At 69.7% G+C, this 25,548-nt stretch carries 20 protein-coding genes; 12 read left to right on the top strand and 8 right to left on the bottom strand.

Features of this window, described 5'->3' with window-relative positions; all coding sequences use genetic code 11:
* Window positions 1-618: 618 nt before the first annotated feature.
* The 3 genes from CKO31_RS21655 (at window position 619) to CKO31_RS21645 (ending at window position 4,526) form a co-directional block, all read left to right on the top strand.
* Window positions 619-2,679, top strand: coding sequence for a copper-translocating P-type ATPase (locus CKO31_RS21655; protein WP_200241379.1), 2,061 nt, complete (start codon window positions 619-621; stop codon window positions 2,677-2,679).
* Window positions 2,680-2,836: 157 nt separating this feature from the next.
* A complete protein-coding gene (locus tag CKO31_RS21650; RefSeq protein WP_200241376.1) occupies window positions 2,837-3,568 on the top strand; it encodes an ATP-binding cassette domain-containing protein in 732 nt (243 codons plus the stop codon).
* A complete protein-coding gene (locus CKO31_RS21645) occupies window positions 3,549-4,526 on the top strand; it encodes a SufB/SufD family protein (protein WP_200241359.1) in 978 nt (325 codons plus the stop codon). The genes CKO31_RS21650 and CKO31_RS21645 overlap by 20 nt, the downstream gene beginning before the upstream one ends.
* An 854-nt stretch (window positions 4,527-5,380) precedes the next feature.
* Here CKO31_RS21645 and CKO31_RS21640 read toward each other — a convergent pair.
* The 3 genes from CKO31_RS21640 to CKO31_RS21630 all read right to left on the bottom strand — a co-directional run bounded on the left by CKO31_RS21640 (window position 5,381) and on the right by CKO31_RS21630 (window position 7,081).
* Window positions 5,381-5,689, bottom strand: a complete 309-nt coding sequence (locus tag CKO31_RS21640) for a helix-turn-helix domain-containing protein (protein ID WP_200241356.1) — start codon at window positions 5,687-5,689, stop codon at window positions 5,381-5,383.
* Window positions 5,676-5,996 carry a type II toxin-antitoxin system RelE/ParE family toxin gene (locus CKO31_RS21635; RefSeq protein ID WP_200241352.1) on the bottom strand — a complete coding sequence of 107 codons (321 nt, stop codon included), beginning with the start codon at window positions 5,994-5,996 and terminating at the stop codon, window positions 5,676-5,678. The genes CKO31_RS21640 and CKO31_RS21635 overlap by 14 nt, the downstream gene beginning before the upstream one ends.
* 143 nt (window positions 5,997-6,139) lie before the next feature.
* Window positions 6,140-7,081: a hypothetical protein gene (locus CKO31_RS21630; protein ID WP_200241349.1), complete on the bottom strand. Its 942-nt coding sequence runs from the start codon at window positions 7,079-7,081 to the stop codon at window positions 6,140-6,142.
* 440 nt (window positions 7,082-7,521) lie between these two features.
* Between CKO31_RS21630 and CKO31_RS21625 the strand changes: the two genes are divergently transcribed.
* From CKO31_RS21625 to CKO31_RS21590, 8 genes are all read left to right on the top strand, one after another.
* Window positions 7,522-8,430, top strand: coding sequence for a hypothetical protein (locus CKO31_RS21625; protein ID WP_200241347.1), 909 nt, complete (start codon window positions 7,522-7,524; stop codon window positions 8,428-8,430).
* Between the two features lie 357 nt (window positions 8,431-8,787).
* Window positions 8,788-9,876 carry a pyruvate dehydrogenase (acetyl-transferring) E1 component subunit alpha gene (gene pdhA, locus CKO31_RS21620; protein ID WP_200241345.1) on the top strand — a complete coding sequence of 363 codons (1,089 nt, stop codon included), beginning with the start codon at window positions 8,788-8,790 and terminating at the stop codon, window positions 9,874-9,876.
* Window positions 9,877-9,879: 3 nt separating this feature from the next.
* Window positions 9,880-10,887 carry an alpha-ketoacid dehydrogenase subunit beta gene (locus CKO31_RS21615; RefSeq protein WP_200241342.1) on the top strand — a complete coding sequence of 336 codons (1,008 nt, stop codon included), beginning with the start codon at window positions 9,880-9,882 and terminating at the stop codon, window positions 10,885-10,887.
* A 36-nt stretch (window positions 10,888-10,923) separates the two neighbouring features.
* A complete protein-coding gene (locus CKO31_RS21610; RefSeq protein WP_200241339.1) occupies window positions 10,924-12,282 on the top strand; it encodes a 2-oxo acid dehydrogenase subunit E2 in 1,359 nt (452 codons plus the stop codon).
* A 223-nt stretch (window positions 12,283-12,505) separates the two neighbouring features.
* Window positions 12,506-13,936, top strand: coding sequence for a dihydrolipoyl dehydrogenase (gene lpdA / locus CKO31_RS21605; RefSeq protein ID WP_200241337.1), 1,431 nt, complete (start codon window positions 12,506-12,508; stop codon window positions 13,934-13,936).
* Between the two features lie 315 nt (window positions 13,937-14,251).
* Window positions 14,252-14,623 (top strand): response regulator transcription factor, encoded by a 372-nt coding sequence (locus tag CKO31_RS21600; RefSeq protein ID WP_200241335.1) that lies wholly within the window; start codon window positions 14,252-14,254, stop codon window positions 14,621-14,623.
* A 297-nt stretch (window positions 14,624-14,920) separates the two neighbouring features.
* Window positions 14,921-16,381: an ATPase domain-containing protein gene (locus CKO31_RS21595; RefSeq protein WP_200241333.1), complete on the top strand. Its 1,461-nt coding sequence runs from the start codon at window positions 14,921-14,923 to the stop codon at window positions 16,379-16,381.
* Window positions 16,382-16,403: 22 nt separating this feature from the next.
* Entirely contained in the window at window positions 16,404-18,017 is a 1,614-nt protein-coding gene (locus CKO31_RS21590; protein ID WP_200241331.1) for an ATP-binding protein, read from the top strand.
* Between the two features lie 290 nt (window positions 18,018-18,307).
* On the opposite strand, the gene CKO31_RS21585 is transcribed toward CKO31_RS21590, so the two are convergent.
* The 5 genes from CKO31_RS21585 to CKO31_RS27540 all read right to left on the bottom strand — a co-directional run bounded on the left by CKO31_RS21585 (window position 18,308) and on the right by CKO31_RS27540 (window position 23,610).
* The gene (locus tag CKO31_RS21585) at window positions 18,308-18,787 is read right to left on the bottom strand and encodes a response regulator (RefSeq protein WP_242475570.1); all 480 of its coding nucleotides are present in this window, start codon (window positions 18,785-18,787) and stop codon (window positions 18,308-18,310) included.
* A 272-nt stretch (window positions 18,788-19,059) separates the two neighbouring features.
* Window positions 19,060-22,467, bottom strand: a complete 3,408-nt coding sequence (locus CKO31_RS21580) for a CheR family methyltransferase (RefSeq protein WP_200241327.1) — start codon at window positions 22,465-22,467, stop codon at window positions 19,060-19,062.
* 7 nt (window positions 22,468-22,474) lie between these two features.
* Window positions 22,475-23,104, bottom strand: coding sequence for a chemotaxis protein CheB (locus CKO31_RS21575; RefSeq protein WP_200241324.1), 630 nt, complete (start codon window positions 23,102-23,104; stop codon window positions 22,475-22,477).
* A complete protein-coding gene (locus CKO31_RS27305; protein WP_274607790.1) occupies window positions 23,094-23,219 on the bottom strand; it encodes a hypothetical protein in 126 nt (41 codons plus the stop codon). Before CKO31_RS27305 ends, CKO31_RS21575 begins: the two co-directional genes overlap by 11 nt.
* A 151-nt stretch (window positions 23,220-23,370) precedes the next feature.
* A complete protein-coding gene (locus CKO31_RS27540) occupies window positions 23,371-23,610 on the bottom strand; it encodes a DUF2934 domain-containing protein (protein ID WP_200241322.1) in 240 nt (79 codons plus the stop codon).
* 796 nt (window positions 23,611-24,406) lie between these two features.
* Between CKO31_RS27540 and CKO31_RS21565 the strand changes: the two genes are divergently transcribed.
* Entirely contained in the window at window positions 24,407-25,528 is a 1,122-nt protein-coding gene (locus CKO31_RS21565) for a 4Fe-4S dicluster domain-containing protein (protein WP_322789197.1), read from the top strand.
* Window positions 25,529-25,548: the final 20 nt, after the last annotated feature.

Genomic DNA, 25,548 nt, shown 5'->3' with positions numbered 1-25,548 from the left:
GCGAGCCACGCGAGTGGCGCCGGGTCGAGCCGCCGGTGTGGACGGAGCGGATGTTGGCGGCCCTGGCAACGGGGTCCACGCGACGCCTGCGGGCGTCCCCTGCGCTGGCCCGGAGTCGATCACCCGACATGCTGCTCCTGCCGGCGAGCCAATCCCGATGAGGAAACAACCGACTGGAGAGCCGTGTGCGGGAGAACTGCACGCACGGTTCGGAGGGAGGGGAGGCGCAAGCCTTCCCTACCCCTATCGACCGCCCTCGCCTGTGGGAGCGGCAACCTTGCCGCGACGTGCAGCCGCCGGCGCCCTGGAAGTCATCGCGGCCAGAGGCCGCTCCCACGGTCGCCCTCGGCATGTGGGAGCGGCATCCCTGCCGCGACGCGCAGCTGGCGGCGCACTGGAAGTCATCGCGGCCAGAGGCCGCTCCCACGGTCACCCTCCCCTGCGGGAGCGGCATCCTTGCCGCGACGCGCAACTGCCGGCCCTTTGGAAGTCGTCGCGGCCGGAGGCCGCTCCCACGGGCGCCCTCAGATGAGGGAGCGGCATCCTTGCCGCGACATACGGTGCGCCACAGCGGCACGGAGCCTGCTTCTATAGGCCCAGAGCAGCGGGGGCCAGCCGATGAGCGAGCACGACCAGCACCATAACCACCAGCAGCAAGACCAGAACCACCAGTACGGGGATCACTCGGAGGACCACCCCAAGGACCACCAGGCACACCACCGCGCCATGATCGCCCACTTCCGGCGGCGCTTCTGGGTCTCGCTGGCGCTGACGGTGCCCATCCTGCTGCTGTCGCCGCTGATTCAGGCCTTCCTCGGGGTGGCGGACATCCTCGCCTTCCCGGGCGACGACTATGTCCTGCTGGCGCTGGCCACCGCGGTGTTCCTCTACGGGGGCTGGCCCTTCCTCACCGGGCTGGTGTCGGAGCTGCGCGACGGCGCGCCGGGCATGATGACCCTGATCGCGCTGGCGATCACCGTCGCCTACGGCTACTCGGCGGCGGTGGTGCTGGGGCTGGAGGGCAAGGTCTTCTTCTGGGAGCTGGCCACGCTGGTGGACGTGATGCTCCTGGGACACTGGATCGAGATGAAGTCCGTCATGGGCGCGTCCGGGGCGCTGGAGAGCCTGGTGCAGATGCTCCCGGACCGGGCGCTGCGTGTCGGCGACGACGGCGCGACCGAAGAGGTCCCCGTCAGCGAGCTGCGCAAGGGCGAGCGCGTGCGGGTGCGCCCCGGCGAGAAGGTGCCCATCGACGGCACCATCGTCGACGGCAAGACCAGCCTGAACGAGTCCATGCTGACGGGCGAATCCCGGCCAGTGGAGAAGAGCGCCGGCGACGAGGCCGTCGGCGGCGCCATCAACGGCGAGGGCAGCATCACCCTCGAGGTGCAAAAGACCGGCGCGGACACCTACCTTTCTCAGGTCATCGACACCGTGCGCCAGGCGCAGGCGTCGCGCTCGCGCACCCAGGACCTCGCCAACCGTGCCGCCGCCTGGCTCACCTATATCGCCCTCACCGCCGGCGGCCTCACGCTGGCGGCCTGGCTCGGTCTCGGCCGGGCCTTCGACTTCGCGCTGGAGCGCATGGTCACGGTGATGGTGATCACCTGCCCGCATGCGCTGGGCCTCGCCGTACCGCTGGTAGTGGCCGTGAGCACCAGCCTCGCCGCCGGCCGCGGCCTGCTGATCCGCGACCGCGCCGGCTTCGAGCGTGCTCGCAAGCTCGACGCCATCGTCTTCGACAAGACCGGCACCCTCACCGCCGGGCGCTTCGGGGTGAAAGGGGTCGCGAGCTTCGGCAGCCTGGCCGAGGACGAGCTGCTGCGCCTCGCCGCCGGGCTGGAGTCCCACTCCGAGCACCCCATCGCGCAGGGCATCGTCGCGGCGGCCAAGGAGAAGGGCATCCAGATCCCGGACGCCGCCGAGTTCGAGAACCTCTCCGGCCGCGGCGCCAAGGCCCGAATCGAGGAGCGCACCATACGCGTCGTGAGCCCGGGCTATCTGCGCGAGCAGGAGATCCCGGTGGACGGTGATGCGGTGGCCTCGCTGCGCGAGGGCGGCAACACCCTGGTCTATGTGCTCGCGGACCAGCGCCCGCTGGGCGCCATCGCGCTGGCGGACATGGTCCGGGACGAATCCCGCGAGGCCATCGAGCGGCTCCAGACGATGGGCATCGACTGCATCATGCTCACCGGCGATGCCGAGGCCGTGGCCAAGGCCGTCGCCGGCGAGCTGGGCCTGAGCGACTACTTCGCCGAGGTGCTGCCCAACGAGAAGGCCGAGCGCATCCAGGAAGTCCAGCGCGGCGGGCGCACCGTGGCCATGGTCGGCGACGGGGTCAACGATGCCCCGGCGCTGGTGCAGTCGGACCTCGGCATCGCCATCGGCGCCGGCACCGATGTTGCCGTGGAGTCCGCCGACATCGTGCTGGTGGAGTCCGACCCGCGCAACGTCGCCGATGTCATCGAGCTCTCCCGCGCCACCTACGCCAAGATGATCCAGAACCTGTTCTGGGCCACCGGCTACAACGCCGTCGCCATCCCGCTGGCGGCGGGGGTCGCCTACGGCGTCGGCGTCGTGCTGAGCCCGGCTGTGGGCGCCGCGCTGATGTCCCTGTCCACGGTCATCGTGGCCATCAATGCCAAGCTGCTCGGGCGCTTCAAGCCGTCGGCGGCCTGATGCGTATTTGCACGACTTCGGCAGGCTCACGCGTGTCCGTGGGAGCGGCATCCCTGCCGCGACACGCTGCCGGTGCCCTGGAAGTCATCGCGGCCAGAGGCCGCTCCCACAGCGCACAGCGCACAGGACGCAGCCGCCCGTAGCTGATGGGTGACCCATGACCGATCCCCTGCTCCAAATCCGCGGTCTGCGGCTCGAGCGCGCCGGGCGCCGCCTGCTGGACGACATCAGCCTCGCCGTGGGCGCCGGCGAGATCCATGCCCTGCTCGGCGGCAACGGCTGCGGCAAGACCAGTCTCGCCAAGAGCGTCATGGGCTGCGACGGCTATGCGCCGGACCGCGGCGAGATCCGCTTCGTGGGGCAGCGCATCGACACACTGCCGCTGCACGAGCGCGCGCGGCTCGGCATCACCATGGCCTGGCAGGAGCCGGCGCGCTTCGAGGGCGTGCCGGTGCGCGAATTCCTGACCCTCGGACACCCGGAAGCCGACCCCGCCGAGCGCCTGCGCCGGGTCGGGCTCGCGCCCTGGCGCTACCTCGGCCGGATGCTCGACAAGACCCTCTCCGGCGGCGAGCGCAAGCGCGTGGAGCTGGCTGCGGTGATCGCGCTCGCGCCGCGCCTGGCGCTGCTCGACGAGCCCGCGGCCGGCATCGACCTGCGCTCCCTCGATGAGATCGTGCGAGTGGTGCGCGAGCTGCGCGATGCGGGCACCGCGGTGCTGCTCATCAGCCACCGCGAGGAGATGGGCCGCATTGCCGATCGGGCGTCGCAGATGTGCGGCGGCCGGATCATCGTCTCGGGCAGTCCGCAGCACGTAGCGGCCCAGTATCGCGAGCATCACTGCGTCTACTGCGACGGGGAGCTGACCCATGACACGCAGCCCGCCTGACGGGTCCGCCCTGGCCCGACTCCAGTCTGCGCTGGATCGGGTGGGCGTCACAGACGCCGCGCTCCAGGACGCCGACACCGCACACCTGCTGGTGGACGCACACCGGGCGTTGTCCGTGCATGACGTGCCGGGGGTCGAGGTGCAAGTACGCCGGCGCCTGCTCGGCATCGCCGTCGACGTCCGGGTGCAGCCGGGCGCGCAGATCGCCAACCCCGTGCACCTCTGCTTCGGCCTCTCCAACCCGTTCGGCGCGCAGCGGGTGCGGCTCGACGTGGACATCGGCGAGGGCGCGTCGGTGCGCTTCCTGGCCCATTGCCTGTTCGCCCGCACCCGCCATGCCAGCCACCGGATGCGCGCGCGCATACAGGTGCGCCGCGATGCCCAGCTCAGCATCGAAGAAGGACATGTCCATGGCGCCGCCGGCGGCATTGTGGTCACGCCCCGGGCGCGGATCAGTGTCGGCCCGGGCGCGCGTCTGTTCTCGGACTTCAGCCTGCTTCAGGGCCGCGTCGGGCGGCTGCGCAGCGACTACCGCGTCGACGTCGCCGAGCAGGGCCTGGCGGAGCTCGCTGTGCGCGTGCGCGGGCGCGCCGAAGACCGCATCGAGCTCAATGACCACATCCGGCTCAACGGCATCGGCGCCCGCGGCCTGGTCAAGACCCGGGTCGCGCTCACCGACCGGGCGCAGGCCGTGGTCCGCAGCACCACCGAGGGCAACGCCGCCGACGCCCGCGGCCACATGGACTGCACCGAGATCGTCAAGGACCAGGCGCAGGGCGAATCCGTACCGGTGGTGCGCGTCGGCGACCCAAAGGCCCAGGTCACCCACGAGGCCGCCATCGGCACCGTCGACCAGACCCAGCTGGAGACCCTGATGGCCCATGGTCTGACCCCGGACCAGGCCATCGAGCTGGTCATCAGCGGCATGCTGCGCCCGGCGGCGACGGAGCCGGCCTGAGGCGCGGCTTTCGCCCCGGTTGCCACGGGCTATCGAAGCGCCCGTGGGAGCGGCATCCTTGCCGCGACGATGGCTGCTCGCGCTCTGGAAGTCGTCGCGGCCAGAGGCCGCTCCCACGGCGCTCCGGCATGTGGGAGCGGCATCCTTGCCGCGACGATGCCTGCTGGCGCTCTGGAAGTCGTCGCGGCCAGAGGCCGCTCCCACAGCGCTTCGGCATGTGGGAGCGGCATCCTTGCCGCGACTCTGGCTGCTGGCGCTCTGGAAGTCGTCGCGGCCAGAGGCCGCTCCCACGGCGCTTCGGCATGTGGGAGCGGCATCCTTGCCGCGACGATGGCTGCTCGCGCTCTGGAAGTCGTCGCGGCCAGAGGCCGCTCCCACGGCGGCTTTGGCATGTGGGAGCGGCATCCTTGCCGCGACGATGGCGGCTCGCGCTCTGGAAGCCGTCGCGGCCAGAGGCCGCTCCCACGGCGCTTCGGCATGTGGGAGCGGCATCCTTGCCGCGACGATGCCTGCTTGCGCTCTGGAAACTTCGCGGCCAGAGGCCGCTCCCACAGCGGCTCCGGCATGTGGGAGCGGCATCCTTGCCGCGACGATGCCTGCTCGCGCTCTGGAAGACTTCGCGGCCAGAGGCCGCTCCCACAGCGGCTCCGGCATGTGGGAGCGGCATCCTTGCCGCGACGATGCCTGCTTGCGCTCTGGAAGTCATCGCGGCCAGAGGCCGCTCCCACAGCGGCTTTGGCATGTAGGAGCGGCATCCTTGCCGCGACGATGGCGGCTCGCGCTCTGGAAGCCGTCGCGGCCAGAGGCCGCTCCCACAATGCCGCGCGGCGTAATGACCGGCTTTGGTCGGCGCCTTACGCCACCGCGTCCAGAAACAGCTCCCGCAGCACTTCGGGCCGCTCCTGGGCGACGCGAATCAGCGACCGGGCGGCGCCGCTCGGCTCGCATGCGCTCTGCTCCCATTCCTGCAAGACGCGGACGGAGACGCCGAGCAGCTGCGCGAACTGGCTTTGCGACATCTGGACCCGATGGCGGGCGATGGCGACCGGACTGTGCACGGCCGCTGCCTCGCCGGCGGTCATTTGACCGATGGATTCGAGCAGCTCGGCTCCGATGTCGCGCTCGGCATCGCGGTCCAGCAATTCCTGTTCAGTCTTCGGCATGATGGAGCATCTCTTTTGCAGCCTTCAGGACGTGGGCTGGAAGGTTATCCTGGGCACTCTTGGCGTATATAAGAAGCAGCCAGATACGCCCCTCAGCGACTCGATTGTAGTAAACGACGCGGACGCCGCCGCGCTTGCCGCTGGCCGACCTCGTCCAACGCACTTTGCGTACGCCTCCGGTGCCTGGAACCACGTCTCCAGCCAGCGGATTCGCAGCGATCCATGCACAGAAATCGCCATGTTCGTCCGCCGACCAGTAATCCGGCCAGAGCTTGGCGAAAGCCGGCGTTTCCGCGACTGTCAGCATGTAACGAGTATACGTTAGCGCCAGATAGTACGCTGACCGCAGGGAACGCACGGTGACTAACGCATTAATACTGGAGTCTTGAGACCGGCCCATCTCGTGACGGCACAGGAGCGGTGTCACGAGATGAGCGAGATTGATCGGCCTCAGCCCGCCCCGCGGCGCCGTTGCAGAAAGATCCTCAGCAGCGCGGGCTGGGCGGCGCCCAGGGCGCGGCGTTGGTCGAGGTCATCCGGTGCGCTTGCGAGTGCCTGGGCCGCGCGGTAGGCCGCAGCTCGATCCGCGTCCGCTGCGTCTATATCCGCTGGGGCGTCCGCCGCCAGGGCCGGGTCCACGAGCAGACACCAGGCCGGGAAGTCCTCGGTCGCGAGGGCCGAGGCCGCATCCGCCTCGGCGTCGAGGTCCAGATCGCAGAAGACGCTCCAATGCGCGGCGAGCCGGCCGTCCGGACAGTCGCCGGCGGAGAGAATGCGCTCGGCCGCCCGCGGATGGGACCAGCAGGCTGCGAGCAGAGCGCCGCGGGCCGCGCCGGTGTCACCGCTTCGCTCACAGGCGCGGGCATAGGGCGCCAGCAGACCGGGCTCGTCCCGCCAGCCGGGCTCGGCCTCGATCGCGGCCCGCGCCTGCTGCCAGCGCCCGAGCTGCGCCAGGGCGAAGCTCGCGTGCAGCCGGGGCTCGGCCGGGTCGAAGGCCAGGCCGTCTGCGGCGTGCGCCAGCGCATCCCAGAGCAGCGCGAGGCAGTCCTGCGCCCGGGGGCCGAGCAGCGAGGCGGCGGTGGGATTCATGGCGTCGATGTCCCGCAGCAGCACCGCCGCATCCGTCCCGCAGGGCTCTGCGCCGACGGCCTGGGACGCCCGGTCCAATCGGTCGATCAGGCACCGCCAATCACCGATCCGCGCATGCTCCGGATCGTGACGCTGGAGCTTGTCCACGGCCTCCCGGGCGGCGGCGAAGCGCCGCGCCAGCACCTCCTCACGCAACGTCTCTTCGAGCATGACGCTGGGGCTGTCAGAGAAAAGATCCAGCTGCCGGGGCGCCGGCGCCGGCGCCGGCGCGTCGGGGTCGGGGTGGTCGGGATCACTCGCCATGGCTGCCTCAGGATCGGCGTGCGGTTTCAATACCAGTCCGGTTTCATGGGTTTACTTGACAGCAGACAGGGCCCTGCGTAGCGTCCGGTGGCGAAGATCGTCGCGCAGTCGGGAGGCCATTGCATCGTTGCGCACGGACCATGACGCACAGCAGTCCCCAACACGCGGCGACCCACGGCGCTAGCCATACAGCCCAGTGTGTCCTCGCCAGGACGCCCACAGGCGGCGCAGGCCCCGCCTCCAGCGGCGCGACACCCCCTCGCTCGCATCTCGGCGCCAAATCCCTTGACCCCTCCCCCCCACCACCAACGCCGAGCCGGTGGCGCGGCAGTCCAGAGCATAACCGGGAGACCACGGTGTTAACGCAGTCCCTCACACCCTCACAGCTTCCAGATCGGGTCTACAAGCGGCAAGGCTCCTTCCGCGGCGCACCGCGGTACGTGGAGATCGGCATACCCCAGCCCGAGCAGCTGCCCTGCGAGGTCTACGTCATGGACGGCGACACCTATGTCGCCGTGCAGGTGGTCAACGAGCCCGACTGGGCGAACGAGGCCAACCTGCCGCCCATCGACGATGCGGTCCAGGCCAAGCGCGAGCGGCTCGCGACCATGCAGTCCGCCGCCTTCCATTACCTGGATGCCGCCGCGGTGCGCGAGGTCTACCGCCAAGAGGTCGCCGCAGGCGGCCCGGCGTCGGACGCCGCCGCGCATCCCATGGACGAGCCCTGGATGGAGCCGCCGGCGGGCACCGGCGCAACGGGCACCGAAACGGCCCCGGCGGAGGCGACCGCCGCCGAGCCCAAGGCGAGCGACGAGCCGGCGCCGGAGGCCATGTTCCTGGCCTATCAACGCCGCATCATCGCCAAGCACGAGGCCGTGCTGGATCTGGAATTCGAGCACCGCAAGCCGGAGGCCCTGGTGCAGTTCGACCGCGTCCTGCGCTGGCTCAAGACCAAGTACCCCTCGGCCCTGGCGCCGGAGGCCGCCATCCGCCGCACCCGCCAGCGCATCGCCCGCGAAGAGACCGGCGAGCAGATGGACCGGCTGCGCTCGGGCGGGCGGGCGGTCATCCACGCCGCCTTCAGCATCGACCATCCCAAGCCCGAGGTCGTGCGTCTGTCCCTGCTCTGCCCCGCCACCTTCGCCTTCCCGGAGACCCTGCGGGTAGAGGTCAACGTCAAGGCCGAGCGCATCGCCGAGAGCTGGCGCGATCAGTACGCCATGGAGTCCACCATCACCGCCTACGTCATGGGCACACCGCTGAACTGGGAGAAGCAGACCGTCGGCGAAGAAGACGCGGCGGAAGAGATCTGGGTGGTGTCCATCAAGCCCTTCGCGATTTACAGCTGACCCAGGCGCCCCTCGTTCTCGGGCTCTGCCCGGGAATGCGGCCGCGAGGCTCTGCCTCGCATGCGTGCTCTCGGGAGGCAGAGCCTCCGGGCCGGGTTCCCAGGCAGAGCCTGGGAACCAGGTTGCGCGGTGCGGCGCTCCCGCTGGACGAAAACCCCCGCCAGCGGGTGGATTACAACCATCGGCTCCAACCCCTCGCCGTCGGGCGGCGACAGGTCGCCACGCGGGTCATCATTAGGCGACGGCGTTCAGGGGTAAGCCATCCCGCGCTCGTGATGCGGTGGCGTCGCTGGCCTTGGCACGATCTCTGCTTTAAGCGTTGGATAGAGGCCCGCCAGCCAACCAATCGAGGGGAGCATGCCAAGGGAGCAGATCGATCTGCGCTACCAGGTGCCGCGACTGTCCGTGCTCGATGAGGACGGCGGCTTCGATGAGGACGTGGCCCCGGAGGTCTCAGACGACCTGCTCACGCACATGCACCGGGCCATGCTGCTGGCCCGCCGCTTCGACGAGCGCATGCTCGAGCTCCAGCGCCAGGGCCGCATCGGCACCTTCGCGCCCGTCTCCGGCCAGGAGGCGGCGCAGGTGGGTGCCATGGCGGCGCTGACGGACGATGACTGGTTCGTGCCCTCCTTCCGGGAATTCGCGGCGGCCATTTGGCGCGGCACCCCGCTGACGCAGATCCTGCTCTACAACGCCGGCTACAACGAGGGCGGCGCGGTGCCGGACGGCGCCCACGATCTGCCCATCGCCATTCCCGTCGCCACCCAGATTCCGCATGCGGTGGGCCTGGCTTACGCCGCGCGCTACCGGGACACCGGCGCGGTGGCCATCACCTTCTTCGGCGACGGGGCAACGTCTGAAGGCGATTTCCATGAGGCCCTGAACTTCGCCGGCGTCTTTACGGCGCCGGTGATTTTTTTGTGCCAGAACAACCAGTGGGCTATCTCGACGCCCCGCGACGAGCAGACCCAGTCCCGCACCCTGGCGCAGAAGGGCCTCGCCTACGGCGTGCCCGGCGTCCAAGTGGACGGCAACGACGTGCTCGCAGTGCTCGCCGCCACCCGCGAGGCGGCCGAGCGCGCCCGCGACGGCGACGGCCCCACCATGATCGAGTGCGTCACCTATCGGCTGTCGGTGCACACCACCGCCGACGACCCCTCCAAGTACCGCAGCGACGAGGAGGTGGAGGCGTGGCGCCGCCGCGACCCGATCCCGCGCTTGCAGCGCCATTTGCAGTCGCGCGGGCTGCTGTCCGATGAGGACATCGACGCGCTGGAAGACACCCTGAAGGGCGAGATCGACGACGCCTGGTCCGAGACCCAGGCCGAAATGGAGCGCCTGGACGGCCCCGAGACCATGTTCGAGCACCACTATGCGGAGCTGCCGGAGTATCTCCGCGAGCAGCGCGACGGGCTGCGGCGCGACGGCGGGCAGGAGGGCTGAGCCATGGCGGAGCACAACGCGAACGGCGGCCCCGAGCGCACCATGGCCGAGGCGCTCAACCTGGCGCTGACCCAGGAGATGGAGCGGGACGACGCCATTGTCGTCCTCGGCGAGGACGTGGGTGTCGACGGCGGCGTCTTCCGCGTCACCGAGGGGCTGCTCGACAAATACGGCGAGGCCCGCGTCATGGACACACCGCTCGCCGAGGCGGCCATCGTCGGCGTGTCCGTCGGCATGGCGGCCCACGGCCTGAAGCCCGTCTGCGAGGTGCAGTTCTCCGGCTTCAGCTATCTCGCCATGCACCAGCTGGAGGCGCATGCGGCACGGCTGCGCTGGCGCTCGCGTGGGCGCTTCCCGGTGCCCATGGTGGTGCGTATGCCCTACGGCGGCGGCGTGCGGGCGCTGGAGCACCACTCGGAGAGCAAGGAGGCCTTCTTCGCCCACACGCCGGGGCTCAAGGTGGTCATACCGTCGGGTCCGCGCAATGCCCGGGCGCTGCTGCTGAGCGCCATCCGCGACCCGGACCCGGTGATGTTCATGGAGCCCAAGCGCCTCTACCGCGCCTTCCGCGAGCCCGTGCCGGAGGAGCCCGAGACCATCGCCATCGGCGAGTCCCAAACCCGGCGCGACGGCGACGACCTGACCCTGGTGGCCTACGGCGCCATGCTGCGGCCCACCCTGGAGGCCGCCGAGCAGCTCGCCGCCGAAGACGGCGTCGAGTCGGAAGTCATCGACCTGCTCAGTATCTCGCCGCTGGACGACCGGCGCTTCAGCGCCTCCGCCCGGCGCACCGGCCGGGTGGTCATCGTGCACGAGGCCCAGCGCAGCTTCGGGCCCGGCGCGGAGATCATCGCCCGGCTGGTGGAGAAGTCCTTTTGGTATTTGGAGGCGCCGGTGGTGCGCGTCACCGGCTATGACGTGCAGGTGCCCTACTTCGCCCGCGAGGGCGATTACCTGCCGGACGTCGAGCGCATCGTCACCGGCGCGCGGGAGGTGCTGAGCCATGCCTGAGCCGATCCAGGGCGTCAGCCAAGGGAGGACCGGCGCATGAGCCGCGAGATGCGCTTCACGGACCCCGGCGAAGGCATCCACGAGGCCGAGGTGGTCGAGATCATGGTCGATGCCGGGAGCAGTGTCGAGGAAGGCGACAGCGTGCTGGCGGTGGAGACGGACAAGGCCACCACGGAGCTGCCGGCGCCCCATGGCGGGCGCGTGGAAGACATTGCCGTCGAAGTCGGCGACCGGATTCAGGTGGGAGATCTGCTGCTGACGCTCGCCGGCGATGACGCGGGCGACGCGGGCGACGATCACGGCAAGTCAACCGGCGGCGCGGAAGACGATGCCCCCGGCACCGAAGAGACAGGCGATCGGGACGGCGCGTCAACAGGGGACAAGGCAACCGAGCAAGACCGCAAGCGCCGCCGCAAGGGCCCGGTGCCGGCGGCACCCTCCACGCGCCGGCTCGCGCGCGAGCTCGGCGTCGCTCTGGAGACCATCGACGGCACGGGCCCCGGCGGGCGCGTGCTCGACAGCGACGTGCGCGCCGCCGCCGAAAGCGAGGAGACCGAGCCCGAGCCGCAGAGCGCCGAGCGCGACGAAGCAGCGCAGGCCGAGCAGCCCGCCGGCGAGCGCAAGCCGGCCCCACAGCGCCGCCCCGTCCCGGCCTACGAGCCGCCGGACTTCTCCCGCTGGGGCGAGGTGGAGCGGGTCCCGCTGCGCTCGGTGCGCCGGGCGACCGCCTGGGAGATGGCGCGCGCCTGGGCCGAAATCCCGCACGTCATGCATCACGACCGCGCCGATGTCACCGCGCTGGAGCACTTCCGCCGAGACAATGCCGAGGAGGTCGAGGCCGCCGGCGGCAAGCTCACGCTGACGGTGCTGGTGCTCAAGGCCGCCGCCGCGGCGCTGCGGGCCATGCCGCGCTTCAACGCCAGTTTGGATGCCGACGGCGAGACCGTCGTGCTCAAGCACTACTGCCACATCGGCGTCGCTGTGGCCACCGAGCAGGGCCTGCTGGTGCCCGTGGTGCGCAACGTAGACCGCAAGTCCGTGCGCGAGCTGGCGGTGGAGCTCACCGAGCTGAGCCGGCGCGCCCGCGACGGCGAGCTCACACGCGAGGAGATGCAGGGCGGCAGCTTCACCGTCACCAATGTCGGCGGCATCGGCGGGCGCCTGTTCACGCCCATCATCCGCCACCCGGAGGCGGCCATCCTGGGCCTGGGTCGGGCAGAGCTCACGCCCGTCGCCACCGGCGACCTGGATACCCCCGCCGTCTACGCCCGGCTGCTGCTGCCGCTGTGCCTGGCCTTCGACCACCGGCTGAACGACGGCGCCGAGGCGGCGCAGTTCGTCAACCGCATGCGCGGCAGCCTGCAGGACCCCGAGTCCCTACTGCTGGCGGTCTGATGCTGACCAACCGCACAACAGAGCGATCCGCCGCAGATCGGGCTGAGGCACGAAGCCCGACACCGCGCGGGCTGCACCCGCCGGATTGTGCGGCCTCCCGGCGTCGGCACGACCGACACGCTCAGCCCAACCGACGGCGAACGGCCGTTGGAGAAGCAGCCAAAACGAGGATCGGGGTCGATTCCGCTGGCGCCTCCCAGATTCTTGGAGCCTGGACATGGTAATGGGTGATCTGCCCGTGGAGACGCAGCTTCTGGTGCTCGGCGACGGACCCGGCGGCTATGCCGCGGCCTTTCGCGCCGCGGATCTGGGGCTGGACGTAACCCTGGTGAGCCCCGAGGCCCGCATGGGCGGCGTCTGCCTGCTGCGCGGCTGCATCCCGTCCAAGGCCCTGCTCCACCTGGCCGAGGTCGGCGCCATGGCCGCCGAGGCCGAGCAGATGGGCCTGGACCTCGGGCTGGAACAGGACCCGCCGGTCTGGGACCTCGAAAGGGTGCGCAACTGGACCGACGGCGTGGTCGAGCAGCTCGCCGACGGGCTCGCCGAGCTCTGCGAGCAGCGCGGTATCCGGCGTATCCGCGGGCGCGGCCACTTCGCCGGACCCAAGCGGCTGCTGCTTTCGGACGCCGACACCTCCAGCATCGACTTCGAGCACGCCATTATCGCCACCGGCTCACGGCCGATGGCGCTGCCCGGCATCGAGCCGCGCGCCGAGGGCCGCATCATGGACTCCACCGGCGCGCTGGCGCTGGCGGACTTGCCGGAGCGGCTGCTGGTGGTGGGCGGCGGCTATGTGGGGCTGGAGCTCGGCAGCGTCTACGCCGCCGCCGGCAGCCGGGTGACCCTCATCGAGATGGCGGACCGGCTGCTGCCGGGGGCCGATGCGGACCTCATCGACCCCCTGCACGCGCACCTGGAGCGCCTGTTCGAGTCCATTCGGCTTGAGACCCGCATCGAGTCCGCCGAAGAAGACAGCGATACGGTCCGGGTCTCCCTCAGCGGTCCGGACGGCAGCGAAGCCGCGACCTTCGACCGCGTCATGGTCGCCGTCGGCCGGCGCCCGAACAGCGATGAGCTGGGCCTGGATGCGGCCGGTGTGGAGACCGACGACGCCGGGCACATTCGCGTCGATGCGAAGCGGCGCACCAGTGCCAAGCAGATCTTCGCCGTCGGCGATGTCGCCGGCGGCCGGCAGCTCGCCCACGAGGCCATGGCCGAAGGCAAGGTGGCAGCGGCGGTCATCGCCGGACAGGCGGCGGCCTTCGACCCGCGCGCCGTACCCGCCGTGGTCTACACGGATCCGCAGGTGGCTTGGTGCGGGCTCACCGAGACCGAGGCCGAGGCGCAGGGGGTCGAGGTGCGCATCAGCCGCTTCCCGTGGCGCGCATCCGGGCGCGCCTTGACGCTGGGCGCCGCCGACGGGCTGACCAAGCTGGTGCTGGCGCCGGACACCGGCCGGGTGCTCGGCTTCGGCGCCGTCGGCCGCCACGCCGAGCAGCTGGTGGCGGAGGCCATGCTGGCCGTGGAGATGGGCGCAGTGGCCGAGGATCTGGCGCTGGCCGTCCATCCGCATCCAACGCTGGCCGAGACCCTCGGCGAGAGCGCCGAGCGGTTTCTAGGCCATGCGACGCATCTGGCCCCTAAGAATGGGTAGGGGAAAAGCTTGTTCGTTTTCGGTTAGATGGCTGTATACCCCGCCGGGATGCCCGGCTCTACGCTGAATGCATCTCAGCGAAAATCCAGACCGATGTCCGGGCCCGTGGGAGCAGCACTGGCCGTGCCCGGGAGAGAAGCTCAATGCAAGCGCCGTGGTGCAGGGGTGGACTGCGCTGCGCTTGTACGCCCTACGCCGCTTGTACGCCCTCCGCGTTGCCGATCCCGTCTCGGCCAATGCCGAATCGACACGCGACTTCTGTCAATGCCCGCGACCTTCTGCGTCGCAGCCCCTAACCGCCGATCGAAGTGACCCATGAGAATCCTCGTCGCCGAAGACAATCACATCCTCGCCACCATCCTCGCCGATCATCTCGCCGCCGCCGGCCATGAAGCCGTACCCGCCTATGAGGGCCGACTCGCCAGCATCTTCTGCAAGAATCGGGACTTCGATGCCATCGTCATCGATTTTCTGATGCCCGACATCTATGGCATCGACGTGCTGGAGGACCTGCACGCCCGGGGCCGCATGCCCCGACCCATCATCATCACGGGCTTTCCGGAGCTGCTGGAGGAGGTCTCACCGCGCTTGGCCGCGATCGGCGCGGACACGGTGATCCTGAAGCCCTTCATCTTCGCGGAAGTGGACGCGGCCTTGGCGCGCATCGCCGAGCCGGATGCGGCTTGACTGCTCCTATCCGCGTTGGCACCGAGCACACTGCCACTGGCTGAGCCCGGTCGCCGCCTCCCGGCATCTTGTACCTGAGTCCATGTGCCGAGCATGTCTTGTCGCGGCACTCGGCTTGGGAACGCCCGCAGTCGTGGAGGGATTGGCTGCAATCTGCCGACCGAGTGTAGAACCAGATGCGCAACCCGGCATAGGGGCCTTTCGCTGGCAGCTGGGTGCTGGCTATCATGGACCAACACCGAGCGTGCCAACGACACGGGGCTCGCCGCCGATTTACGAGCAACACCGGAAAGTGCCATGTCCCCAGCGTTGACATTGATCCCATCCGGCATCCCAGGTCTGGACGACATCCTCGGCGGCGGGCTGCGACCCGGCCACCTGTACTTCGTCGAAGGCACGGCCGGCACAGGCAAGACCACACTCGGGCTGCAATTCGCGCGCGAAGGCCTGCACCAAGGAGAGTCCGTGCTCTTCGTCTCCTTGGCCGAGAGCGTCGGTGAGCTTCACAGCATCGCCGAGTCCCACGGCTGGGACCTCACCGGCCTCGAGATGCGTGACCTGGCAGCCGCGGGCAGCGTGCACTCGACGGCCCTGTTCGAGCTCTCGGAAGTAGAGCTCGGTGATCGCGTGGAGGCGTTGCTGGCGGAAATGGACGCCATCAAGCCCCAACGCCTGGTTCTAGACACCCTGGCCGCACTGCGTGCGCTCAGCATGCAGGGCGGTGAGTTCCGCCGCCATGTCGAGCGCTTCCGCAGCAAGGCGCAAGCGCTTGGCACGACCATGCTGGTCACCGACGAGCTCACCGGCAGCGCTGAGCTGCACCCGCGCAGCCTCGCCTGGGGCGTGATCCAGCTGGAGCAGCGTATCGGCGACTACGGGCCGCCCCGGCGCCGGCTCTGGCTGCCGAAGCTGCGCGGCCAGACCTACCGCGGCGGCTACCACGACCTGCGCATCCTCAGCGGCGGCCTGCAAGTCTTCCCGCGTCTGGATAGCAGCACGGTCGCCGGCGGCAGCGAGCCCGGGCAGATCGCAAGCGGCGTCGACGCGCTGGATACCCTGCTCGGCGGCGGCGTGCAGCGCGGCACCAGTCTCGGCATCATCGGTCCGCCCGGCTGCGGCAAATCCACCCTCGTGTGCACCTATGCGCTGGCGGCCGCCGCCCGCGGCGAGCGGGCGGTCCTCTACTTGTTCGATGAGTCCATCGAGACCCTGAAGCTCCGCGCCCAGAGCCAAGGCATGGACCTGGATCAGGCGTTGGCCTCGGAGCTGTTGCTGCTGCGACAAGTCGACCCGGCCGAGCTGTCGCCGGGAGAGCTCGCCCAGGAGCTGGCGCTGGAGGTCAGCGAGCGCGGCACCCGCATCATCGGTCTCGACAGTCTGAACGGTTATCTCCAGGCGATGCCCGACGAGCACTTCATGAGCCTGCACATCCACGGCCTGCTCACTTGGCTCGGCAAGCACGGCGTGCTGACACTGGTCACCTTGGCCCAGCCGAGCCCGCTGACCCGCCAGGAAGGTCTGGCCGTGGACCTGTCCTACATCACCGATGCGGTCATCGCCCAGCGCTACTTCGAGGCCTATGGCAGCTTCCGCTACGCCCTCTCGGTGATCAAGAAGCGCTACGGCGACCATGAGCGCGCCATCCGCGAGTTCCGCATCGGCAGCACCGGCATCGTCGTCGGCGAGCCGCTGTCGGAGTTCCGGGGCATCCTGAGCGGCGTTCCGGAGTACGTCGGCAAAAGCCAACCGCTGCTCTGACGGCGTTCGGGAGATCGCGGCCATGCCCGAGCGCATCCTGGTGCTGACCCCGACCCCCGACGACGCCGCGCTGTGCCGCCGCTTCTTGGACGAGGCCGGATTCCAGAGCGAGATCTGCCTAGGCCACGCCGACCTCTGCTGCGCCCTGGCGCGGCCGGCCGCCGTGCTGGTCATCGCCGAGGAATCGTTGCACGGCCAGGCCGGCGACTGTATCCGCGAGCACCTCGCCGAGCAGCCGGCGTGGTCGGCGATGCCCATTGTCGTCCTGGCCGGGAAGCAGGCCGGGCACCGCCTCGGCGTCCTCGAAGACTATGACGCCTATGGGCGGGTCACGCTGTTGGAGCGGCCCGTGCGCATGGCGACCTTCATCGGCACCCTGCGCCTGGCGCTGCGCGAGCGCCGGCAGCAATATCGCATCCGCGACCTGCTCGCCGAGCGCGCCGAGGCCATCAAGCAGCGCGACGAGTTCCTGGCCATGCTCGGCCACGAGCTGCGCAACCCCCTGGCGGCCGTGCTGATCTCCACGGATGTGCTGGAGACCGTCCCGCCGGACAGCGAGCGGGCGGTGTATTGCCGCAACGTCCTCGGCACCCAGGCGCGGCAGATGAAGCGGCTGCTCGACGACCTCTCGGACATGTCGCGCATCAACCGCCGCAAGCTCTCGCTGGAGCGCGAGCGCATCGATTTGCGGCAAGTGCTGCTCGATGCCGTCGATCAGGTGGACGACAAGCTCAAGGTACGCGATCAGTGCCTGGACCTGGACCTGGATCCGGAAGGCCCAACGCTGCCGCTGCTCGCCGATCCCATGCGCCTGCGCCAGGTGTTCGCGAACCTCTTGACCAATGCGAACCGCTACACGCCCGAGGGCGGGCACATCTGGCTGCGGCTGGACACCGGCGACGGCCTGGCGCGGGTGTCGGTCCGCGACGACGGCGCCGGGCTGAGCGAGGAGGCGTTGGCGCACATCTTCGAGCCCTTTTATCAGGACCGCAGCGAAGGCCGCCCGCAGGCCGGTCTCGGCATCGGCCTGACCCTGGCCACCAGCCTGGTGAAGATGCACGCCGGCACCATCGCCGCCCACAGCGCCGGGCCGGGCTGCGGCAGCGAGTTCATCGTGACCCTGCCGCTCGCCGAGGCGGATACAGGGGATGCGGCCGCCGCAGCCCGGCCGGTGAGAGAGCCGGCGACAGGGCCGGCGACAGCTGGGCTCGCCGGCCCTGATTCCGACGCTGCTCCCGACGCTGATGCCGGCGAGACCCGCCAGCCGGCGGCCCGGGGCGGGGAGCCGCGGCATATCCTGCTCATCGAAGACAACCAGGATTTCGCCGTGGGGCTGCAACAATTGCTCGAAGCGCGCGGCAACCGGGTGTCCGTCGTGCATGACGGCACCGACGGTCTGCGCAAGGCGCAGGATGACCCGCCCCAAGTGGTGCTGCTGGACATCGGCCTGCCCGGTGTAGACGGCTACGAGGTCGCCCGCCGGCTGCGCCGCATCGCGGGGCTGTCGCAGGTGCGCGTGATCGCCGTGACGGGCTTCGGCCGCGCCGCCGACCGCGAGCGCTCCCGCCAGGCGGGTATCGACCGCCACTTGGTCAAGCCCGTGGCCATGGCCGATCTGGAAAGCGCCATGGCGTGACGGCCCTGCCGCCGCGTTGTTGCCTCGGAGTGCTGTGGGAGCGACGTCTCGCGACTCACCCCGCCCGAGTGTCGTGTCGCGGCCAGAGGCCGCTCCCACAGGCTCCCTAGCTCCGCCCGGGAGCAAGGCCCGGAGGCTCTGCCTCCCGAGCGGGTCAGGCGAGGCAGAGCCTCGCGGCCGCATTCCCGGGCAGAGCCCGGGAACGAGCGTGACGGGCGTGGGAGCGGCGTCTCGCCGCGATCACGCAGCCGGAGCAACCTGTCGCGGCCGGAGGCCGCTCCCACGGAGCCTCAGGCGCCGTGGAGCGCCCGCAGCAGCTCGGCGGACTCCACGGGCTTGACGAGATGGCCGTCGAATCCGGCCTCGGTGGAGCGGCGGGCGTCGCTGTCCTGTCCCCAGCCGGACAGCGCGATGATGCGCAGGCGCCCGCCTTGGGGCAGCGCGCGAATGCGGCGGCAGGCGGCATGCCCGTCGAGCCCCGGCATGCCGATGTCCAGCAGCACGATGTCCGGCTGCTCGCGCTCGGCGGCGGCCACCGCCTCAAGCCCGTCATAGGCCTTGATGACATCAAAGCCCGAGATCTCCAGCAGCATGGTCAGCGCCTGGACCACGTCGTCGTTGTCGTCGGCCACCAGGACGCTGGACTGACCGCCCCCGCCGCCCCCGGGCAGACCGGATGACGACACCGACTGCCCCGCCGCAGCAACGCATTGGGCCGCGTCGCCCCCCGGCGGAACGGCAGTCCCCCCCGGCAGGTCTAGCTCGGGCATTGTCACGGAAGGCCAGTCCGGGCCTTGCGGACTGCGCCGGATGGTGCATCGAGCCCTGACGCCATCGAGCGGAGCGCCGCTGCGCGCCAATGGCTGTCCAGGTTGTCTGAGCATATGAACCTCTCCACAAGTCCACGGCCGGAAGCCGCTGCGGAACCGTCACCGGGTTTCTGCCCCGTCGTCTCCCGCGTAGTCTCCTCCGCGTAGTCTGCCTAGAGAAGCATCGCCCCGCGCGCTCGACCGGCTCCCGCACGGCGTCTCTGCGATACCGCTTAGCAGCGGATGCCCACCCGAGCCAGTGTCTGCTGCAGCGTCGCCAGATTCACTGGCTTGGTGAGGTGGTCGTCGAATACCGCTGCCAGCTCCCGCCGATCGGTGTCGTCCTGGTGGCGTCCGGTCAGAGCGACCAGGCGGGGCCCTTCGCCGCCCTGGATTTGTCGGATTCGCCGCGCCACCTCGACGCCGTCCATGCCCGGGAGTCCGAGGTCGAGCAGGACCACGGCCGGCTGGAAGCGCTGCACCCCCTCGAGTGCGGCGGGTCCGTCGTATGCGGTCTCCACGACATGGCCGATCCCTTCCAGCAGCATGCGCGTCGTCTCGGCCAGATCGACATTGTCTTCGACCACCAGCAAGCGCCGTGGCGGGTCGCCTGGACTCGCGGCGGGCTGCGCCGCGGCCGCATCAGCATGATCCTCGGGCACCATGGGTAGGCGCACCACGAACTCGCTGCCCTGGCCGGGCCCGGCACTGGCTGCTGTGACCACCCCGCCATGTAGCTCGACCAGCTGCTTCACGAGGGCGAGCCCGAGCCCCAGACCGCTGGTGTCGCGGCCTTTGGCGGTCTGCTGGAAGGCCTGAAACAACAGCCCGAGCTCCTCGGGCGCGATGCCGATGCCCGTATCCCGCACCCGAATCACCGTTTGCTCGCCCTCCTGCACGGCCGCCAACGTGATCTGCCCGCCGGGGTCGGTATAGCCGATTGCGTTCCGCAACAGGTTATCCACCACCTGCAACAGGCGGTCGGGGTCGGCATTCACCCGCAGCGGCTGCTCCGGGAGCTGCAACCTCAGCTCCAGCCCAGCCGCATCCAGTTGTGGCTGCACGGTCTCGACTGCCTCCCGGACACATCGGCAGACATCGGTGGGCTGGCGGCGCAGCTCCAGCTTGTTGCGGGCGATCCGGGTGACATCCAGGAGGTCGTTCACGAGACGCGCCATGTGGCGGCTCTGACGATCCAGGAGAGGGATGACACGCTCGACGATGGCTTCGGTGGCGAGACCGGTGTCCGTCTCCGCGCTGTCCTTGAGCAGCTCGATCGAATTGCAGATGGCCGCGAGCGGGTTGCGCAGCTCGTGGCTCAGCATGGCCAGGAACTCGTCCTTGTGCTGATCCGCCTGGCGCAGCGCCATTTCGGCCTCCTTGCGCTCGGTCACATCGATGTTCATGGCGACCCAACCGCGCACGCTGCCGTCACCGTGCAAGAGCGGTACGGCACGGACGCTGGTCCAGCGATAGCCGCCAGTCGGGCCGTGATAGAGCCGGTATTCGGTGTCGAGCGGGATGGTGCTTGCCACGGCATGGCGCCACTGGTCCTCCACCGCGGACCGGTCGTCAGGGTGGACGGCATCGAGCCAACCGTCAGACAGGAATTGCTCGAGGCTCTGGCCCGTGTAAGCCCGCCAAGAGGGGGCGTCCTCCTGCACCTTGCCCTCGGCGTCGGTGGTCCAGACGATCTGGGCGGAGGCGGCCACGAGCGCCCGGAAGCGCTCTTCGCTCTCGCTCAGCACCGCTTCGGCGCGCTTGAGTCCGGTGATGTCCACCAGCGTGAGGACAACGCCGTCGATCTTGTCCTCGGCGGTGCGGTACGGCCGCAATCGGATGATGAAGCAACGTCCATCGGTGGCGTGGACCTGGTGCTCGATGGGAACCAGGCCGGAGAGGACCTGCTGCGCGTCCTGCTCGAGCTGGTCGTACTCCAGGCAATGGGTGATATCGCCGATGGACCGCCCTTGGTCGTGGGACTTGACCTTGAAGATCGCCGCCAGCGCCGGCGTGAAGCGCTTGATACAAAGGCTGCGGTCGAGAAACAGGGTGGCGATGTCCGTCGCGGCCATCAGGTTCTCGAGATCGTCGTGCGCCCGGGAGACCTCCTCCAGCTTGGTCTTGAGCTGCAGATTGACCGTTTGCAGCTCCTCGTTGATGCTCTGTAGCTCTTCCTTGCTCGTCTCCAGCTCTTCGGTGGTGGAGCGATACTCCTCGTTGAGGCTTTGCAGCTCCTCGTTGGCGGCGCGCAGATCCTCTTCGGTGCCGTTGTGCTCGCTTTGCAGATGCTCGATGTGCCGCTCTGCCTGGTGCAGCTTCTCCAGCAGGAGCCGCTCCCGGTCGTTGCCGGGCTGGCTCTGCTGCTCCGCGTCGTCGGCTGCGCCGAGCTCGCCCGCCTCCAGAAAGGTCACCAGCGCCCGCTCGGGCCGCTCCTGCGCGCCGGCGTTGGGCGCCACCAAGACTCCGACGCGGCGTGGTGTGCCGTTGAAGCGCACCGGCACGAAGGCGGATAGCCACTGCTCTTTGCTCTCGAATGCGTGGCGCAGGGCCACCGTCAGCTCGCCGCGCAGCTCCGGGCGCACCAATTCCACGATCGCCTGGCTCGCCGGCCCCCCGCGGGGCTGTAGATAGCGGCCGGCCAGCTCCGAGAGATGCAAGGTCTCCCAGTTGCTGTCCACCAAGATACTGGGTGGGGCATAAGCCTCCAGCGCCGCTTGGTGGGCCTCCGCGGCGAGGTTGCGTGCAGGCGGCGTTGGCGTGGCTGCCCGTGCCGGGGGCGGCCCGGGCGACCCCACCGGCAGGTCCGGCAACAAGCGCCGGCGCACATCGGCGTTGTCGACGGTTTGATAGATGCAGTGCTTCTTGTCGATGGAGCGAAAATAGGCCGTGCCGGCGGTCTCGGAGGTGCCGAGAAACAGATAGCCGCCGTCGCGGCAGGCATACCGGAAGATGCCCATCAACTGGTCCTGAAGCTCGTGATCGAGATAGATGAGCAGATTGCGACAGCTCACCAGGTCCAGCTGCGAGAAGGGCGGATCGCGCTGCACGCTGTGGTGGGCGAAGACCAGATGATCGCGCAGCTCCCGCACAACGATGTAATGCTGGTCCACGCGCTCGAGCCAGCGCTTCAGCCGTGCGTCCGACAGGTCGGCGCCGATGGACAGCGGATAGCGGCCTTGGCGGGCGACCGCGAGGGCGCGCTCATCGACGTCGGACGCAAAGATCGTGAATTCGCGATCGACCTTTCGGCGCTCGATTTCCTCGGCAATCAGCATCGCGAGCGTGTAGGCCTCCTCGCCGCTGGCACAGCCGGCCACCCAGCAGCGGATGGGCTCGTCTGGGTCGGCATCCTCCACCAGCGGGCCGATGACCCGCTCTTGCAGTGCCTGCCAGGCGTCCGGGTCGCGAAAGAAGCTGGTCACGGTGATGAGGAAGTCGTCGAGGAGGTGCTGTACTTCCTCGGCGTGCTCCTGCAGATAGTCCAGGTAGTCGGCAATGGAATGCAGATGATGCAGCTGAATCCGACGCAGCAGCCGCCGCAGTACCGTGGTGCGCTTGTATTTGGAGAAATCGTGCCCGGTGCGGCGCCGCAGCAGATCCAGCACGCGCGCCAGGGCGGCCGCCTGTGCCTGCTCCACCTGCGGCTCATGGGTCTGCTACCGTCGCCAGGGGTGCCACCGCATCGCCGTCGCGGATCAGCCGGGCGAGGCGTTGCGCGAGCTCGGCCACCGGCAGCACGACATCGGCGGCACCGCGGGCGATCACCGAGCCGGGCATGCTCTCGTGCAAGGCTTGAGCAGTATCCTGCACCAGCACCAGCCCACCCGCTTCTTTGACTTGCTCGGCGCCGGCTGCACCGTCCGAGCCGCCCCCGGACAGCACCACAGCGAAAATCCTGCCGGGCGCCGCAGCCAAGGAGCGAAAGAAGAGATCGATGGCGGCACGCTGGCCGCGCGGCTGCTCGAAGGGCGAGGCGCCCACCGCGGTATCGGTGATCTCGAGCTTGCGATCCGGTGCGATCACATAGACGCAATCGGGACGCAGCGGCTCTTGCCGATGGTCGCCCACCTGCACGACGGGCATCTTGGTATGGTGCGCGAGAATCGCGTCCAGCTCGCTGTCGTGGTCGGGCGCCAGATGCACCACCACCACGTAGGCTGCGCCCAAGTCATCCGGGACGGTCTCGAAGAACCGCTTGAGTGCCTGAAGGCCCCCGGCGGAGGCACCGATACCGACGAGCGGCATCCTTGCGCGGTCGGCGTGCTCAGTCGTCATCGTGTGTTCTGTCGGCGGCGGGATTCATGCTGATCGGCAATACCTGATCGGCAATAGGGGGGCAGGCTTGCCAACGCACACGCAGGCGGCCGTCGATCTCGTCGACCGCGAGCATGCAATGATTGGCCGGCACCGAGGCGCCGGCGTGCGCGAGGACGATCTAGGCAAACGCCGATCCCATGGGGTCCACCTCAAGTTGCCGGGGCGGGGCAGGATGCCCCGCGACTTTCAGCGACGCAAGTCGTCCGGTAGCTGCAACGCAGCTGTTAGCCGCCCTGGGCGGATGCGACCTCGCGCTCGGCGTCGAGCCAATCGTCCATCTCGTGGCCCGGCTCGAAGCCGCGCTGCTCGGCCTTCTGGTAGGCCAAGCGTGCGATGGCGTCCTGTTGCGGATCGGCGGAGGCCGACGGGCTCTCGGCCGCGGTTGCCTGGACCGCGTCGGCAGTGGCCTGCGGGGTCGCCTCGGCCTGCGGTTGTTGCTCGGGGGTGCCTTTGCTCTTGGCCACGTGTTTCCTCCGTCTCGACTCGTCGAATTGGGATGTGCACCGGTGGCCGCTTTGCGCGGTGCTCGCAGAGCAGCCGTCGGTAGGAGGGATTCCTTGGCATCTGCATCACCGCGGAATCCCTCGGTGACCAACGCAAGAGATGCACCAGGACGGGAAGCCCCTAGCCCGCGCCAGCCAGCGCGCGAGGCCGTCGAATCGGCGCCTGCCCGGATGCGGTATCGCGGCCGAGGGGTGATCACTCATCCCTGAAGACTCGCCACCCGTCGGACTGGCCTTGCATTCCGCGATCCGGCTTCTGCCACAGGGATCACATCCTTGTTTTTCGGGGTGTGTCTTATGCCCCATTCGCGGGGGCAAAAGACCCACCATGGGCGTTGGCAAGCGCAATGCTCTGCCAGCGCCGCGAATGCGGTGAAACCCTGGCCCCGCGCGATCCATGGATCCGAGCAAGACCGACGTGCAGAGGTCGACGCCCTGACACGGTCTGCGCGGCAGCGAGCCGAGTACGCCCTGCGCCGGCTGGAAGCCGGCGATTTCGGTGCGTCGAGCGCGGCGATCGGCGAGCCAGCTGGAAGCCTGCGCTCCCAGGACACCGCCCAAGGGGCGCGAGCCGGGCGATACCTGGCAAGTCATAGCAAGGCCGCCCTGGTGGTACAAGCCTTGCTGGAGTCGACGACAGGGCTGCGAGGTGCGCCGGCTTCAGGCCACGCCCCCCGAGGTCGGACGCCATGCGCACCACGGAGCCCACCAAACACGCACGCGCACCGGCCGCCGCCGTCAGCATGGGAGCTCCGCCGTGACAGCCACGCGGTTCCTGCCCCGGGAACGCCTCCAGACACTCTTCGACCGCATCGGCGATCTCGGCTATCGCTGCATCGGCCCGCAGGTGCGCGACGGCGCCATCGTCTACGACGACCTGCGCGACGCCGCGGCCCTGCCGGTGGGCATCGGTGCCCACCAGGCGCCGGGGCGCTACCGCCTGGAGCACTACGCCCACGCCCGCTGCTTCGCCTGGGCCAATGGCCCGCAGGCGCTGAAGCCCCTGCTGTTCGCGCCGCAGGAGACGCTGTGGCGGGTGACACGGGACGCGGCCGGCGGACTCAGGTTCGCGGCGGAGCAGCCGCCGTCGCAGCGCCGCGCCGTCATCGGGCTGCGCGCCTGCGACCTCGCGGCACTCGCCCTCCAGGATGCCCATTTCGCAGGCGCGCTCGCCGACCCCGGCTACTGCGGCCGCCGCCGCGACCTGCTGCTGGTGGGGGTGGACTGCGGGCATCCCGCTGACACCTGCTTCTGCGTCTCCACCGGCGACGGCCCGGCGGTCACCGGCGGCGCCGATCTGGCGCTGACAGAGCTGGATACAGGCTTTCTGGTGCGCGCCGGCAGCGAGGCCGGCCGCGCGCTCTGCGACGCCCTGCCCCTGCGCGCGCCGAGCGCCGCCGAGCTGCACCTGGGGGAGGCCGAGATCGAGCACGCCCGCCAGAGCCAGCGCCGCAGTCTGCCGGGGCACAACCTGCGCGATGCGCTGTTCGCGAATCTGGATCACCCCGAGTGGGACGACGTCGCCGCCCGCTGCCTCGCCTGCGGCAACTGCGTCGCCGTCTGCCCCACCTGCTTTTGCTCCACCGAGCGCGAGCAGCCGGCCATCGACGGCAGCGAGGCCGCGCGCGTGCGCCTGTGGGACAGCTGCTTCTCCGCCGAGCACAGTTATGTCCACGGGCGGCTGCTGCGGCCGGACACCCGCACGCGCTACCGCCAATGGCTCACCCACAAGCTCGGCGGCTGGCACGACCAATACGGGCGCTCCGGCTGCGTCGGCTGCGGGCGCTGCATCGCCTGGTGCCCGACGGGCATCGACATCACCCGGGAGGCCAGGGCCGTCTGCGCCGAGGTCGCCGACCAGCCGGAGGGCGAGGCATGAGCACGGCCCCAACCCCAACC

The organism is Thiohalocapsa halophila (assembly GCF_016583825.1).
In the GTDB taxonomy this organism is placed as follows: domain Bacteria; phylum Pseudomonadota; class Gammaproteobacteria; order Chromatiales; family Chromatiaceae; genus Thiohalocapsa; species Thiohalocapsa halophila.
Note: the sequence above shows the minus strand (reverse complement) of the source record. Positions and strands in the feature narration are given on the sequence as shown.